Here is a 13,373-nt window from a genome sequence, read left to right as displayed (position 1 = left end):
TCGGCGGGCCCTCGTGTCAGCTGCCGCCGAGCACTGCTCGGTGCTGCTAGCCGCGGCCCTGGGTGGTGTGGGCGACGATGAAGTACTTGCCGCAGTCGCCGCCGAACCGCCACTGGCCGCGGCCCACCCACTTGCCGTAGATGGTCTTGCCGTTGCTGCAGTCGGTGACGGCGCGGGCCTGGCCGCTCTTCACCTTGCAGGAGGCGGACCAGGTGTTGACCTTCATCTTCCAGTTGCCGCAGCTGTAGCTGCCGGCGGCGGAGGCGGGTGCGGCGGTGGCGAGGCCGCCGACGAGGAAAGCGGCCGCGATGGACGTGGTCACGGCACGGCGCGACACAGTGAGCTTCAAGGAAGTCTCCCCCAGGGATGCCCTGTCGGGCGAACGATACGTGTGCGAACACGGCGAGGCGCGTTCATGATCATTCTAAGGGTGGGGCCGGGCCCCGCCGAGGCCGGGGCGGGGGCGTGCGGCGGGCTGGGGCCGCGGGTCGCCGTGGTAGGAACGGATCGTGGCCGAGACACGGATCAATGTGGTGATCGCCGACGATCAGGAGCTGGTGCGGACCGGATTCAGCCTGATTCTCGGGGCGCAGCCGGGCATCACCGTGGTCGGTGCGGCGGCCGACGGCGTGGAGTGCATCGACATGGCGCGTCGGCTGCGCCCGGATGTGGTGCTCGCCGACATCCGCATGCCGCGCCTCGACGGCCTTGAGGTGGTACGGCAGTTGGCCGGGCCCGGCGTGGCCGATCCGCTGAACGTCGTGCTGATCACCACCTTCGACCAGGACGACTACGTGCGGACCGGGCTGCGGAACGGGGCGTGCGGGTTCCTGCTGAAGGACGCGTCACCGGGGCTGCTCGTGGAGGCGGTGCAGGCCGCGTCCCGTGGGGATGCCCTGGTGTCACCGGCGGTGACGGTGCGCCTGCTGCGGCGACTTGAGGAGTCGGAGCGGGGCCCGGCGGCCGGGAACGCGGGGGCCGCCGGGCTCAGCGAGCGGGAGCTGGACATCGTGCGGCTGGTCGCGGTGGGGCGTACGAATCAGGAGATTTGCGACGAGTTGTTCCTGTCGTTGTCGACGGTGAAGACGTATCTGGCGCGGATCCAGGCCAAGCTCGCGGCCCGCAACCGGGTGGAGGTCGCGGCGTGGGCCTGGGAGCACGGCGTGGCGCACCCGGCGCGCTGACGCCCGGCCCGTCAGCGTCCCGGCCCGTGGTCCTGGAGGACGTCGTCGGCGCACGTCGCCAGCGGAAAGGCGGCCTCGACCTGCCAGCCGCCCTGGGGGAGCGCGCCGGTGCGCAGCGTCCCGTCCAGGGCCTCGACGCGTTCGCGCAGCCCGAGCAGACCGAAGCCGCCGCGCCCGCCCGCCGGTGCGGTGGCCCGGTGCGGGGCCGCGGTGTTGGTGACCGTCACCCGTAGCCAGGCCGGGTCCGCGTCCAGGCGGACCGTCGCGCGGGCGCCGGGGGCGTGCCTGCGGACGTTGGTGAGGGCTTCCTGGACCAGCCGCTGCACGGAGATCTCGACCTCGGGGCTGAGGCGGGCGGTGCGGGCGGCCGCCGTGGCGTCGAGCCGGGCGGGCGTGTCGTCGTCGGCGCCGGTGTGGGCGCAGTGGGCGGAGACGAGGTCGGCCAGCTCGGTGAGCAGGTCGCCGGGGCGCAGCGCGGCGTGGTTGTCCTCCCGCAGGACGCCCACCAGGCGGCGCATCGACTCCAGCGTCTCGGTGCCGGACCGGGCGATGTTGCGCAGCAGGGGGTCGACCTGGTCGGGCGCGGTGCCCTGGATGGTCACGGCGGCGTTGGCCTGGACGATGATGCCCGTCATGTGGTGGGCGATCAGGTCGTGCAGGTCCCGGGCGAGGGCGAGGCGTTCGGCCTGGCGCACGTCGTGCACGGCTCGTTCCCTGCGGAGCTCCATCGCGCGCAGGGCGCAGCCGGTGGCGACGCAGATCGCCAGGGCCACGGTCAGGATGTAGCCGCCCGCGACGAAGACGGACCAGGAGCCGCCGCGCAGCGGCAGCATCAGGACGGCGACGCACAGGGCGAGGGTGGCCGCGGTCGCGCGCGCCGGACGCCAGGCGTGGGCCGTGGTCCGGATGGTGAGGGACAGCAGCCCGCAGGTCTCCAGGGCTCCCCACCACTGGAGGCCGGCGGAGTCGACCAGGGTCCACACGGTCAGGGCTAGGGAGACCGTCACGGCGCCGATGACGCGTCGGCCCAGGGCGAACGAGTGCGGCAGGCCGAGGACGGCGAGGCCGACCAGCGGGCCGGTGACGACCACGGGCAGCCACGCCGTCGGCGCCTGGAACGGATCGGGGTCGGCGATGCGCACGGCGGCGAAGTCCCCGACCAGGATCAGCGTGAACGCGGTCAGGCTGCTGATCCTGAGGAGCCTGCCGTCGGCGGCCGGGTTGAGGGGGAGTTTCCAGTCCACGCCGATCAGCGTAGGAGCGGAAGCGGAGGCCCGTGTCGGCCGAATGACCGACAGGCCGGTGCGCGAAGGGTACGCACGGCCGACGGAACGGGCCCCCGCCGGGCGGAACCCTGGTGACCACGGCGGCCGGCGACCTTCCCCCGGGGCCCGGCCGCCGCCCGCACGTCCCGGGACCGGGGGCACCGCGCGGCCCGCTGTGACCCCGCAGCCGGGCCAGGGCCGACCGCACCCGTGGCCGGGCCGAGCCCGACCGCACCCCGTGGCTGGGCCGAGCCCGGCAGCATCCGCACCCGTGGCCGGGCCCCTCCTGCTCGCACCGACAGACAGAGAGTGATCGCACCCCCTCATGGCCACCTTCCTGCACCGCATCGGCCGGACCGCCTTCAGGCGACGCTGGCTGGTCGTCCTCCTCTGGGCGCTCGTCCTGGGTGCCGTGGGCATCGCCGCCGCCAACGGCTCCGGCCCGCAGACGTCCAACGTCACCCTCCCCGGCACGGAGGCACAGCGCGCCAACGACCTGCTGGAGAAGCAGTTCCCTGCCGCCAACGCCGACGGCGCCAACGCCCGCGTCGTTCTGCGGGCCCCCGGCGGCGAGAAGATCGGCAGCGCCGACAACCGAGCGGCGCTCGAGGCGACCCTGGCCGAGGTGAAGAAGTCCTCCACGCACATCGCCAAGGTCAGCGACCCCTTCGCGGCGAAGGCGGTCAGCGCGAACGGCACCACCGCCTACTCGCAGGTCACGTACAGCGTGTCGGACACGAACCTGACGGACCGTGACCACACCGGTCTCGACGAGGCCCTGGAGTCGGGCCGCGACCGGGGGCTGACGGTGGAGGCGTCCGGGAACGCGCTGCGGCCCCCCGAGGAGGGCCACACGGCGGAGGCCATCGGCTTCGCCCTGGCCGCCGTGATCCTCCTCATCACCTTCGGCTCCCTGGTCGCCGCGGGTCTGCCGCTGGTGACCGCGCTGGTCGGGGTAGCCGTGAGCATGACCGCCATCACGGCGCTCAGCGGGCCGTTCGAGCTCAACAGCAACGCCTCGGTCCTCGCCACGATGCTGGGGATCGCCGTCGGCATCGACTACGCCCTGTTCATCGTGTCCCGCTACCGCTCCGAACGCGCCGCCGGGTACGACGCCGAGGAAGCCGCCGCCCGCGCCAACGGCACCGCCGGATCGGCCGTCGTCTTCGCCGGACTGACGGTCGTGATCGCCCTCGCGGGCCTCGCCGTGGTGAACCTGTCCATCCTGACCGCGATGGGCCTGGCCGCCGCCGGTGCGGTCGCCGTCGCCGTGCTCGTCGCCGTCACGCTGATGCCCGCGCTGCTGGGCTTCGCCGGTGAACGGGTGGTCGGCAGGGGCCGCGGGCGGTTCGTCCGCCGGTTCCTGCCCGGCCGCGCGGCCTCGTCCGGCACCGGTGCTGCCGGGGCGTCCGCCACGAGTCCCGCCCCGGCAGGGTCCACCACCGGCCCCGCCCCGACAGCGCCCGCAAGGACCGGCCTGGCCCAGCGCTGGATCGCGTACGTCCTCCGCAAGCCCGCGAAGGTCCTTGTCCTGGCCGTGCTCGCCCTCGGAGTGATCGCCCTGCCCGCCACGCGGCTCGAACTCGGGCTGCCGGACGACGGCTCCAAGGCCGCCTCCTCCACGCAGCGCAAGGCGTACGACATGCTGTCGCAGTCCTTCGGCCCCGGCTTCAACGGGCCGCTCACGGTGACCGTCGACAACGAGGACCCGGCCGTCGCCCGTACCGGAGCGGCGAAGTTGGGCACGTCCCTCAAGGACCTGGACGACGTGGCCGCCGTGACCCCGGCCGTCTTCAACAAGGCGGGCGACACCGCCGTCATCTCGGTCGTCCCGCGGAGCGCGCCGGGCAGCGATGCCACGAAGGAACTCGTCGGCGACATCCGCTCCCTGGCCGACCGCATGGGGGCGGACTCGGGCGTCCGCGCCCTGGTGACCGGCACGACGGCTCTCAACATCGACGTCTCCGACAAGTTCAGCAAGGCGATCGTGCCCTATCTGGCGCTCGTCGTCGGGCTCGCGGTCCTCGTGCTGATCCTGGTGTTCCGTTCGATCCTGGTGCCCGTGAAGGCCGCCCTCGGCTTCCTGCTGTCCGTGCTCGCCTCGCTCGGCGCGATCGTCGCGGTCTTCCAGTGGGGCTGGCTGAAGGACCTGATCGGCCTGGAGCAGACCGGCCCCCTCATGAGCCTGATGCCCATCCTGATGGTCGGCATCGTCTTCGGCCTGGCGATGGACTACCAGGTGTTCCTCGTGACCCGGATGCGGGAGGCGTACGTTCACGGCGCCGACGCGCGGACGGCGGTGGCGGACGGGTTCCGGCACAGCGCGACCGTCGTCACCGTCGCGGCCCTCATCATGATCACGGTCTTCGCCGGGTTCGTCGGCTCCGAGGACGCCATGATCAAGGCGCTCGGCTTCGGGCTCGCGGTCGCCGTCGCCTTCGACGCGTTCGTCGTCCGCATGACGATCGTGCCCGCCGCCCTCGCCCTCCTCGGCAAGCGGGCCTGGTCCCTGCCCGGGTGGCTCGACCGGATCCTGCCCCATGTCGACATCGAGGGCGAGAAGCTGGCGCGCGCCGAGCCCGCGCCGCCGCTGCCGGAGCAGGAGGGCCGCCGGCCCGACCACGACTACAGCGGACGGAGCTGAGCGGCGGGGGGTGGTGCCCGGCTCGGCACCACCCCCGCGCCGGGGCGGGCGAGGCGCGTGGTGTCTGCTCGGTGCCACCCCGGGCCGGGGCGGGTTGAGGCTCGACGTATGCGTGAACGGCGGCATCCCGGGGCTGGTCACCCCGCGCGTCCCTGGTCCAGGCTGTCCCTGCCCGACCTGACGTCCGCCCGCCGCGCCGCCGCCCCCCGCCGCGCCTCACCCCGCCCCAGGAGCCGCCCATGCCCAGGCCCCGCTTCGCCGTCCTCGGTGCCGGCAGCATCGGCTGTCACCTCGGTGGCCGTCTCGCCGCCGCCGGGCACGACGTGACCTTCATCGGCCGGTCCGCCGCCATGGAGACCCTGGCCGAGCGGGGACTCACCCTCAGCAGCTCCACCCGCCCGCCCGTGCACCTCGCGCCGGACCGCCTGACGCTGGCCACCGGACCCGAGGCGGCGGCGGGCGCCGACCAGGTGCTGGTCACCGTGAAGAGCGCCGACACCGAGGCCGCCGCCGCGGGCCTGGCCGCCCATCTCGCCCCGGACGCCGTCGTGGTGAGCTTCCAGAACGGGCTGCGCAACCCCGCCGCCCTGCGCGCCGCGCTCCCCGGCCACACCGTGCTCGCCGGGATGGTGCCGTACAACGTGATGCGGTCCGAGCCGGGCACCGTGCACCAGGGCATGCCGGGCCGTCTCATGGCCGAGCCCGACGACGTGCTCCTCGCCGCCTGCCAGGAGGCGGGCCTGGACATCGAGGCCCGCACCGACATGTCCGAAGTGCTGCACTCCAAGCTCCTGATGAACCTCAACAACGCGGTCAACGCCCTGTCGGGCCTTCCGCTGCGCGACCAACTCGGCCTGCGGGCCTACCGCGGCTGCCTCGCCCTGTGCCAGCGCGAGGCCCTCGCCGCCTACCGTGCCGCCGGGGTCGCGCCCGCCCGCCTCGGCCCCATCGCGCCCGGCGCCGTCCCGTTCGTCCTGGGGCTCCCCGACGCCGTCTTCCGGCGGGTGGCGGCCGCGTCCCTGCGGACCGACGCCCACGCGCGCTCCTCGATGTGGGAGGACCTGCGCGGCGGCCGCCCCACGGAGGTCGATTCCCTGCAGGGCGAGATCGTCGACCTCGCCGCCGCGCACGGCCTGCGCGCCCCCGTGAACGCGCGCCTGGTCGCCCTCGTGCACGAGGCGGAGTCCGCGCCGCGTACGTGGACGGGCCCCGAGCTGTACGCCGAGCTGCGCGCGGCACGCTGAACCGCGGGACGTCGAACCAGGGGCGGCGGAACGGAAATTCACGCGTGCGTTCGGGGGCTTCGCTGTACGTTTGTGCAGGTGCGCCGGGAAGAGGGCGGTGCGCGGCGAGAGGTCCGCGCCGCGGCGCACGCGACAGATACGGGGGGTTGAGGAGCAGGCGGGGCGGCGACGCGAGACGCGCGCCCGGCCCGCAGGGGCACGATCTGCCACCCCTCCGCGCCCGCGCGGTCGGCCGACGCGACGACGGTCGGTCCGACGCGCCGCGCGCCAGACAGCCCAGCACGTCACCACGGCCCGGACGGCCCCGTCGAGTTCTACGGCTCGCACGGCCCGTCGGGTCCACGGCCCAGATTGCTATCGAGGCATACCCATGTTCTTGACGATCAGCACCACCGGCACTCCGGAACGCCCCGCGACCGACCTCGGGTTCCTGCTGCACAAGCATCCCGGCAAGGCGCAGGCGTTCTCCACGTCCTACGGGCAGGCGCATGTCTTCTACCCCGAGGCGACGGCGGAGCGCTGCACGGCCACGCTCCTGCTCGAAGTGGACCCGGTGGCGCTCGCGCGGCGCGTCAGGGGTGCCACGAAGGGCCGGGGCGGCGCCGCGGACGCGGCCCTCGCGCAGTATGTGAACGACCGCCCGTACGCCGCCTCCTCGCTGTTCGCCGTCGCCCTGAGCACGGTGTTCTCCAGTGCCGTACGCGGCGTCTGCAAGTCCCTGCCCGAGCGGGCGGCGGCGCCCCTTCCGCTGCGCGTCGAGGTGCCCGCGCTGCCCGCGCGCGGCGGGGCCCGCCTGGTCCGGGCGCTGTTCGAGCCGCTGGGCTGGACGGTGGGCGCCGAGCCGGTGCCGCTGGACGAGCGCTTCCCGGAGTGGGGCGACTCGCGCTACGTACGCCTCGTACTGGACGTGCCGGACGGCAGGCTGACCCTCAGTGAGGCGCTGCGCCACCTGTACGTCCTGCTTCCGGTGCTCGACGACGCCAAGCACTACTGGGTCTCGGCCGACGAGGTCGACAAGCTGCTGCGCGCGGGGGAGGGCTGGCTCGCCGGCCACCCCGAGCAGAAGCTGATCACCAACCGCTATCTGGCGCGGCGCTGGTCGCTGACGCGCGCGGCCATGGAGCGGCTCGAACTGGCGCGGCTCGCCGACGCCGACGACACGGCCGTCGAGGAGATCGACAACGCCGTCGCCGCCGACGAGGGGCCGGACGCGGAGGACAGGCCCGCGCCGCTCGCCGAGCAGCGCAGGGACGCGATCCTCGCCGCCCTCGGCGCGGCGGGCGCCGCCCGTGTCCTCGACCTCGGCTGCGGCCAGGGCGAGTTGATCAAGGCGCTGCTCAAGGACACCCGGTACACGGAGATCGTGGGCGTCGACGTGTCGATGCGCGCGCTGACCGTCGCGTCCCGGCGGCTGAAGCTGGACCGCATGGGCGAGCGCCAGGCGGAGCGCGTGACGCTCCTCCAGGGCTCGCTCGCGTACACCGACAAGCGCCTCAAGGGGTACGACGCGGCGGTGCTCTGCGAGGTCGTGGAGCACGTCGACCCGGAGCGGCTCTCCGCCCTCGAGTACGCGGTGTTCGGCTCGGCGCGCCCCCGCACCGCGCTCGTGACCACGCCGAACGTCGAGTACAACGTCCGCTGGGAGTCCCTCCCCGCCGGTCACGCCCGGCACGGCGACCACCGCTTCGAGTGGACCCGCGCGGAGTTCCGGGCCTGGGCCGAGAGGGTCGCCCACCAGCACGGTTACACCGTCGCGTTCGTGCCCGTCGGCCCCGACGACCCCGAGGTGGGACCGCCGACCCAGATGGCGGTGTTCACCCAGACCCAGCCCCAGACCCAGCCCCAGACCCAGCCCCAGAACGACCGGAACACCCGTAACACCCAGCACTCGAAGGAGGCGAAGGCAGCATGACCGGCAACAGCACCGACAACACCACCGGCACAAGCACCAACAGCTCCAGCAGTACCACCGGCACCAGCACCACCACCCCCGGCGGCCGCCGCCTCCCCATCACCGACCTCTCCCTCGTCGTCCTCATCGGTGCCTCCGGCGCGGGCAAGTCCACCTTCGCGCGGCGGCACTTCAAGCCGACCGAAGTGCTGTCCAGCGACTTCTGCCGGGGGCTCGTCGCCGACGACGAGAACGACCAGGGCGCGAACGGCGACGCCTTCGACGTCCTGCACTACATCGCGGGCAAGCGGCTCGCCGCCGGGCGCCGTACCGTCGTCGACGCGACGAGCGTGCAGTCCGACAGCCGCAAGCAGCTGGTCGAGCTGGCCAGGCGGCACGACGTGCTGCCCATCGCCGTGGTCCTCGACGTGCCCGAGGAGGTCTGCGCCGAGCGGAACGCCGCGCGGGCCGACCGGGCCGGGATGCCGCGCCGGGTCATCCAGCGCCACCAGCGCGAACTGCGGCGCTCGCTCAAGCACTTGGAGCGCGAGGGCTTCCGCAAGGTGCACGTCCTGCGGGGCGTCGCGGAGGTCGAGGGCGCCGAGGTCGTCACCGAGCGGCGCTTCAACGACCTCACGCACCTCACCGGTCCTTTCGACATCATCGGCGACATCCACGGCTGCGCGAGCGAGCTGGAGACGCTGCTCGGCAGGCTCGGTTACGTCGACGGGGCGCACCCCGACGGCCGCACCGCCGTGTTCGTCGGCGACCTCGTCGACCGCGGCCCGGACAGCCCCGGCGTGCTGCGCCGCGTCATGGGCATGGTCGCCGACGGCACCGCCCTGTGCGTACCGGGCAACCACGAGAACAAGCTCGGCCGCTATCTGAAGGGCCGCGGCGTCCAGCACACCCACGGTCTCGCCGAGACCATCGCGCAGCTGGAGGCGGAGGACGCGAAGGACCCGGACTTCCGGGCCCGGGTGCGGGAGTTCGTGGACGGCCTCGTCAGCCACTACGTCCTCGACGGCGGCCGCCTCGTGGTGTGCCACGCGGGCCTGCCGGAGAAGTACCACGGCCGCACCTCGGGCCGGGTGCGCTCGCACGCCCTCTACGGCGACACCACCGGCGAGACCGACGAGTTCGGCCTGCCCGTGCGCTACCCGTGGGCGGAGGACTACCGCGGCAAGGCGGCCGTGGTCTACGGCCACACCCCGGTGCCGACGGCGACCTGGCTGAACAACACCATCTGCCTGGACACCGGCGCGGTGTTCGGCGGCAAGCTCACCGCGCTGCGCTGGCCGGAGCGCGAGCTGGTCGACGTCCCCGCGGAGCGGGTCTGGTACGAGCCGACGCGGCCGCTGCGCACCGACGCCCCCGGCGGCCACGACGGCCGCCCGCTCGACCTCGGTGACGTCCACGGCCGCCGGGCCGTGGAGACCCGGTACGCCGGGCGCGTCACCGTGCGCGAGGAGAACGCCGCCGCCGCGCTCGAAGTGATGAGCCGCTTCGCCGTCGACCCGCGCCTGCTCCCGTACCTGCCGCCGACGATGGCGCCCTCGGCCACCTCCCGGCGGGACGGCTATCTGGAGCACCCGGAGGACGCGTTCGCGCAGTACGCGGCCGACGGAGTCGCCCGGGTCGTGTGCGAGGAGAAGCACATGGGCTCCCGCGCGGTGGTCCTGGTGTGCCGGGACGCGGACGTGGCGCGCGAGCGGTTCGGCGGAGTGGGTACCTCCCACGCCGTTTCCGGCAGTGGGGGAGGGCCGACGGGCGCCCTCGTCACCCGTACCGGCCGCCCGTTCCTCGGCGACCCCGACCGCACGGAGCAGGTGCTCGGCCGGGTGCGGGACGCCGCCGACGCGGCCGGGCTCTGGGCGGAGCTGGAGACGGACTGGCTGCTGCTCGACGCGGAGCTGATGCCGTGGTCGCTGAAGGCGTCGGGGCTGCTGCGCACGCAGTACGCGGCCGTGGGCGCCGCGTCCGGCGCGGTCTTCCCCGGTGCGCTCGCCGCTCTTGAGGCGGCCGTCGCCCGCGGTGTGGACGTCCAGGGCCTGCTCGGCAAGCAGCGCGAACGCGCCGCGGACGCGACCGCGTTCACCGACGCCTACCGCCGTTACTGCTGGCCGACGGACGGCCTGGACGGCGTGCGGCTCGCGCCGTTCCAGATCCTCGCCGTCCAGGGCCGCAGCCTCGCCGCACTGCCCCACGACCGGCAACTGGCCCTGATCGACCGGATGGTGGAGCACGACACCACGGGGCTGCTGCGCACCACGCGGCGCCTGTACGTCGACACCGGCGACGCGGAGTCGGTGCGCGCGGGCGTCGACTGGTGGCTGGAGATGACCGGGCGCGGCGGCGAGGGCATGGTCGTCAAGCCGGTCGGCGCGCTGGTGCGCGACGGCAAGGGGCGCCTGGTGCAGCCCGGCATCAAGTGCCGGGGCCGGGAGTACCTGCGGATCGTCTACGGCCCGGAGTACACCCGGCCGGAGAACCTGGAGAAGCTGCGCGGCCGCACGCTCGGCCACAAGCGCTCCCTGGCGATCCGGGAGTACGCGCTCGGCCTGGAGGCGCTCGACCGGCTCGCGGAGGGCGAGCCGCTGTGGCGGGTCCACGAGGCGGTGTTCGCCGTGCTCGCACTGGAATCGGAACCCGTGGATCCGCGGCTCTGAGGTGTGTATGGCGCGTTTTGGGCGTCCGTGTCCTGCCTGGCGGGACGTCCAAAACGCGCCGTCGGGCGCGTGACGCGGCCCCGGTGGGGTGAGGATGGGGACATGGGATTCCATGTCGACTCCGAGGCCGGGCGCCTGCGCAGCGTGATCCTGCACCGCCCGGACCTGGAGCTGAAGCGCCTCACGCCGACCAACAAGGACGCGTTGCTGTTCGACGACGTGCTGTGGGTGCGGCGGGCAAGACAAGAACACGACGGCTTCGCCGACGTGCTGCGCGACCGGGGAGTGACGGTCCACCTCTTCGGTGATCTGCTCACCGAGGCGCTGGACGTGCCGGCCGCGCGGCTGCTCGTCCTGGACCGCGTCTTCGACGAGAAGGAGTACGGCCCGCTCGCCACCGACCACCTGCGGGCGAGCTTCGAGTCGCTGCCGTCCGCGGAGCTCGCCGAGTTCCTGATCGGCGGCATGACCAAGCGGGAGTACCTGGAGCGGCACCCGGAGCCGACGTCCGTGCGCTTCCACTGCATGGACATGGACGACTTCCTGCTCGGCCCGCTGCCCAACCACCTGTTCACCCGCGACACCTCCGCCTGGATCTACGACGGCGTGTCCATCAACGCGATGCGCTGGCCCGCCCGGCAGCGCGAGACGGTCCACTTCGAGGCGATCTACCAGCACCACCCGCTCTTCCACAACCAGGGCTTCCACCTCTGGTCGCAGGGCCAGTCCGACTACCCGTCCACCATCGAGGGCGGCGACGTCCTGGTCCTCGGCAACGGCGCCGTGCTCATCGGCATGAGCGAGCGCACCAAGCCGCAAGCCGTCGAGATGCTCGCGCACAAGCTGTTCGCCGCCGGTTCCGCGACCTCGATCGTGGCCCTGGACATGCCCAAGCGCCGCGCCTTCATGCACCTGGACACGGTCATGACGATGGTCGACGGCGATACGTTCACGCAGTACGCGGGCCTCGGCATGCTCCGCTCGTACACCATCGAGCCGGGCGTCGACGAGCGCGAGTTGAAGGTCACCGACCACCCGCCGGAGCACATGCACCGCGCCATCGCCGCCTCGCTCGGCCTCGGCGGCATCCGGGTCCTCACGGCCACCCAGGACGTGCACGCCGCCGAGCGTGAGCAGTGGGACGACGGCTGCAACGTGCTCGCGGTCGAGCCGGGCGTCGTCGTGGCGTACGAGCGGAACGCGACCACCAACACGTATCTGCGCAAGCAGGGCATCGAGGTGATAGAGATCCCCGGCAGCGAGCTGGGCCGGGGTCGGGGCGGGCCGCGCTGCATGAGCTGTCCGATCGAGCGGGATCCGGTCCGCTAGGGGCACCCTGGAGCGAGCGGGGCGGGGCGGGCGCGGGGGCCTGCATATAAATGTGAAAGATCGTATAGACTTTCAAAGGTTCCCTGCCCGCCTCGACGCACGCGTACCCCAGGAGCGCCCCATGGCGACGACAGCCACGACCGACCTCACCGGCCGCCACTTCCTCAAGGAGCTGGACTTCACCGCCGACGAGTTCCGCGGCCTGCTCGCCCTGGCCGCGGAGTTGAAGGCCGCCAAGCGTGCGGGCACCGAGACCCGGCGCCTGACCGGCAGGAACATCGCGCTGATCTTCGAGAAGGCGTCCACCAGGACCCGCTGCTCCTTCGAGGTGGCCGCCGCCGACCAGGGCGCCGCCACGACGTACATCGACCCCTCCGGGGCGCACATCGGCAAGAAGGAGTCCGTCAAGGACACTGCCCGTGTCCTCGGTCGGATGTTCGACGCCATCCAGTTCCGCGGCGATGCCCAGGAGACCGTCGAGACCCTCGCCGCACACGCGGGCGTGCCCGTCTACAACGGCCTGACCGACGCCTGGCACCCCACGCAGATGCTCGCCGACGTCCTGACGATGACCGAGCACTGCGCCAAGCCGCTGGACCGGATCACCCTTGCCTACCTCGGCGACGCCCGCCTGAACATGGGCAACTCCTACCTGGTCACCGGCGCCCTGCTCGGCATGGACGTCCGGATCGTGGCGCCCCGGGCGTACTGGCCCGCGGCGGACGTCGTCGCCCGCGCGCGGGAGCTCGCCGCGTCCACCGGCGCGCGGATCGCTCTCACCGAGGACGTCACCGAGGGCGTCGCGGGCGCCGACTTCGTCGCCACCGACGTATGGGTGTCGATGGGGGAGCCCGCCGAGGTCTGGGACGAGCGCATCACCGCCCTCGCTCCGTACGCGGTCACGATGGACGTCCTGCGCGCCACCGGCAACGCCGACGTGAAGTTCCTGCACTGCCTGCCCGCCTTCCACGACCTGGCCACGCAGGTCGGGCGCGAGGTGGCCGATCGGCACGGGCGCGACTCGCTGGAGGTCACGGACGAGGTCTTCGAATCGGCGCACTCCGTCGTCTTCGACGAGGCGGAGAACCGGATGCACACGATCAAGGCGGTCCTGGTGGCGACGCTCGCCTGAGTCGGCCGGTGCCAG

At 73.1% G+C, this 13,373-nt stretch carries 9 protein-coding genes; 7 read left to right on the top strand and 2 right to left on the bottom strand.

Annotated elements, in window-relative coordinates:
- Positions 1 to 46 precede the first annotated feature (46 nt).
- Positions 47 to 349: a hypothetical protein gene (locus tag ACZ6AA_RS28520; protein ID WP_229909445.1), complete on the bottom strand. Its 303-nt coding sequence runs from the start codon at positions 347 to 349 to the stop codon at positions 47 to 49.
- 160 nt (positions 350 to 509) lie between these two features.
- On the opposite strand from ACZ6AA_RS28520, the gene ACZ6AA_RS28515 reads away from it, so the two are divergent.
- Entirely contained in the window at positions 510 to 1,184 is a 675-nt protein-coding gene (locus ACZ6AA_RS28515) for a response regulator (protein ID WP_468456076.1), read from the top strand.
- Positions 1,185 to 1,195: 11 nt separating this feature from the next.
- Here ACZ6AA_RS28515 and ACZ6AA_RS28510 read toward each other — a convergent pair whose 3' ends face one another.
- Positions 1,196 to 2,428, bottom strand: a complete 1,233-nt coding sequence (locus ACZ6AA_RS28510; RefSeq protein WP_471460719.1) for a sensor histidine kinase — start codon at positions 2,426 to 2,428, stop codon at positions 1,196 to 1,198.
- Positions 2,429 to 2,774: 346 nt separating this feature from the next.
- Here ACZ6AA_RS28510 and ACZ6AA_RS28505 point away from each other — a divergent pair, with 346 nt between their 5' ends.
- From ACZ6AA_RS28505 to argF, 6 genes are all read left to right on the top strand, one after another.
- Positions 2,775 to 5,093, top strand: coding sequence for an MMPL family transporter (locus tag ACZ6AA_RS28505; RefSeq protein WP_468481146.1), 2,319 nt, complete (start codon positions 2,775 to 2,777; stop codon positions 5,091 to 5,093).
- A 239-nt stretch (positions 5,094 to 5,332) separates the two neighbouring features.
- A complete protein-coding gene (locus tag ACZ6AA_RS28500; RefSeq protein ID WP_468456070.1) occupies positions 5,333 to 6,337 on the top strand; it encodes a 2-dehydropantoate 2-reductase in 1,005 nt (334 codons plus the stop codon).
- Positions 6,338 to 6,707: 370 nt separating this feature from the next.
- Positions 6,708 to 8,249, top strand: a complete 1,542-nt coding sequence (locus tag ACZ6AA_RS28495) for a 3' terminal RNA ribose 2'-O-methyltransferase Hen1 (RefSeq protein ID WP_471460718.1) — start codon at positions 6,708 to 6,710, stop codon at positions 8,247 to 8,249.
- A complete protein-coding gene (locus ACZ6AA_RS28490; protein WP_471460717.1) occupies positions 8,246 to 10,897 on the top strand; it encodes a polynucleotide kinase-phosphatase in 2,652 nt (883 codons plus the stop codon). The genes ACZ6AA_RS28495 and ACZ6AA_RS28490 overlap by 4 nt, the downstream gene beginning before the upstream one ends.
- A 102-nt stretch (positions 10,898 to 10,999) precedes the next feature.
- Entirely contained in the window at positions 11,000 to 12,226 is a 1,227-nt protein-coding gene (locus ACZ6AA_RS28485) for an arginine deiminase (RefSeq protein WP_468456064.1), read from the top strand.
- A 121-nt stretch (positions 12,227 to 12,347) separates the two neighbouring features.
- A complete protein-coding gene (gene argF, locus ACZ6AA_RS28480; protein ID WP_471460716.1) occupies positions 12,348 to 13,358 on the top strand; it encodes an ornithine carbamoyltransferase in 1,011 nt (336 codons plus the stop codon).
- The last annotated feature ends 15 nt before the right edge of the window (positions 13,359 to 13,373 follow it).

The sequence above is a fragment of the Streptomyces sp. NPDC040610 genome, assembly GCF_055594065.1.
The sequence above is the reverse complement of the archived record's forward strand: the minus strand, read 5'-3'. Positions and strand labels throughout refer to the sequence as shown.